The sequence below is a fragment of the Candidatus Defluviilinea gracilis genome, assembly GCF_057138825.1.
In genome coordinates this window covers 1-2,054 of record NZ_DBNHEF010000043.1, presented here as the reverse complement: position 1 = coordinate 2,054, position 2,054 = coordinate 1, and the positions used below count along the sequence as shown (strand labels likewise).

Below are 2,054 nucleotides of genomic sequence, written 5' to 3'. Positions count from 1 at the left end.
TTTTCCATATCTAGATTGAATCCAACGGAGGAAACATCCATCACCTGACCAATATCCCCCCGCGCAATGTCGGCGTTCAACTGCAACGCCTCGTCCGCGCTCATTTGCACTAAAGACATGCGCCTCTCGATTTCCGCCTTAACGTTAGGTTTTGCTAGGAACTCAGCCGCGCTGGAACGCGCCGCATCATAACTTGATTTCGGATGAACCTCCATCCATGCCCGCGTGCCGTTGAAATGTAAAAAGTAGTTATTCAATACCGCTTTTTCTTTTATTTTCAGCGGCTTATCTTCCTCGTTTATCTTACTCATACTCTCCCATGCTCCAACTTGTGATGATAGCGACACAACAGGCGCACATCGCGCGGCGACTCGCGCCACAATCTATAACTGACATGATGCACGTCCAAATGTCGCCCATACTCGCGGCAGTCCATCGCTTGACAATGCCATTTCCGCGCCGCGCCGACGCGCTCACGGAACGAACGCCAGTGCGCGGAGTACAAATAAAAATTCTGATACCAATACCGATGCGGCAGGACGAGCGATAATAACCACACGAGGACATTGTTCATGCCGCCATTGTACCACCGTCTAGGCAGGTGCGGAGTTGACTACGGAGCGGGACACGCGCATTACAATTTCGTTACAGCGCGTTTGCCGCGTCTTTCGGCTCTTGACAGAATAGTACAACTGTACTAAAATTCAGGCAATCAAACAAGGAGCAAAAAACCATGACCACACTCTCTCAAGGCTGGACACCCACCACCCCCAAGCACGAACAGATCGCCAACGGGATCGCCGCTTGCAAGGCGTTTCTCGAACGCGACCCCGATAATGTCTATTGGCAGAACAGACTCGAGGCGTATGAGCAACAGCGCATCCTCGACAACCTCACACCCGAGGCGCATGAGGAGTACTTGCGCGAAGCAATCTCGCGGGTCGCGGACGAACTGGACTGGCGCGACGAAATGTCCACACGCGAGAGCGTCCGCCCGTTCTGAATCCACAGCACAGGAGTATACAGGCTGTTCCGTGCCTAGCCAGCACAACCCGCCGCCCGTCGGTTACGGGCAGACAAATCACTCCGCGAAAAGAAAAGCGGACAAAAAAGGAACTATAACAATGTCAGACGAAACAAACAACACAGGGGCATGGGTTATCACAGACGTATTCAGCAAGCACGGCATCCGCATCACCCTCAAAGCCAGCGGACAGAACGTCGCCGCCGCCGTTGACGATCTCTATAACGGCATCAAGCACGGCGTCGAGACCTACGGCTGGGCAATCGAGCAAGTCAACGCGCCAAGACCGGCGACTGCCGCTCCGCAAGATTCACCGAAGCCAACGCAATCCACCGAGACCGCAGATACAGGCATGAATACGCTGGAGGTTGTGCGCGTGGAAGTCACGCCGAAGCCGGACGGAAAGGCGGAATTGAAACTCTACAGTGAGGGTCATAAATACCCCGACCTGTATCACAACGGCACGATCAAACAACTGCTTGCCGCCCTGTCCGTTTCTGGTTATGGATGGACAGAGGAGATGCTCAAAACATCACAGTCATTCGACCTGCGTTTTTTCGCTGATTGGCGCAATAGCGAAAAACTCAACCAGAACGGGAAGCCGTACAAGAACATCGTCGGCTACCGAGCGATTGACGCGACAGCCTAACCTTTATCCACGCGCCCGCCCTGCTTATCACAGGGCGGGCAGAATAGGAATCACACATGACCAAACTCATTCAAACCCTCCGCAACTGGTTCAAGAAACGCTTCGGTCGCGCATGGACTGCCGAGGAAATCCTCCGCCGTGAAGGATAACCACATGCTCGAACACTACCTCGCCGTCCATGCCTACATCGCGCAGTGCAACAAACAGTTGCGCTCCCCGTCCCTGCGCGAGATCGGGCGCATGTTTCCGTCGCCGCGCACGGGCAAGCCCCGTGTCCCGTCGCTGGTCGCGCATTGGCTGAACCGAATGACCGCGCTCGGATTGATCGAGCGCAATGGAAACAGTTATCGCGCCCTGCGCGTCCCTGCAAAATTGCGGAAA

At 54.7% G+C, this 2,054-nt stretch carries 5 protein-coding genes; 3 read left to right on the top strand and 2 right to left on the bottom strand.

Going from position 1 to position 2,054, the window contains the following annotated elements:
- Both AC16KF_RS05380 and AC16KF_RS05375 read right to left on the bottom strand, forming a co-directional pair.
- Positions 1 to 311: terminase small subunit (locus AC16KF_RS05380; protein WP_484036272.1), on the bottom strand; the 311-nt coding region annotated here is incomplete at its 3' end.
- A complete protein-coding gene (locus tag AC16KF_RS05375; RefSeq protein ID WP_484036271.1) occupies positions 308 to 574 on the bottom strand; it encodes a hypothetical protein in 267 nt (88 codons plus the stop codon). The genes AC16KF_RS05375 and AC16KF_RS05380, both read right to left, overlap by 4 nt.
- Positions 575 to 733: 159 nt before the next feature.
- Between AC16KF_RS05375 and AC16KF_RS05370 the strand changes: the two genes are divergently transcribed.
- The 3 genes from AC16KF_RS05370 to AC16KF_RS05360 form a co-directional block, all read left to right on the top strand.
- Positions 734 to 1,003, top strand: coding sequence for a hypothetical protein (locus tag AC16KF_RS05370; protein WP_484036270.1), 270 nt, complete (start codon positions 734 to 736; stop codon positions 1,001 to 1,003).
- A gap of 121 nt (positions 1,004 to 1,124) precedes the next feature.
- Positions 1,125 to 1,673, top strand: coding sequence for a hypothetical protein (locus AC16KF_RS05365; RefSeq protein WP_484036269.1), 549 nt, complete (start codon positions 1,125 to 1,127; stop codon positions 1,671 to 1,673).
- Positions 1,674 to 1,826: 153 nt separating this feature from the next.
- The coding region (locus tag AC16KF_RS05360; protein WP_484036268.1) for a hypothetical protein at positions 1,827 to 2,054 on the top strand (228 nt) is incomplete at its 3' end.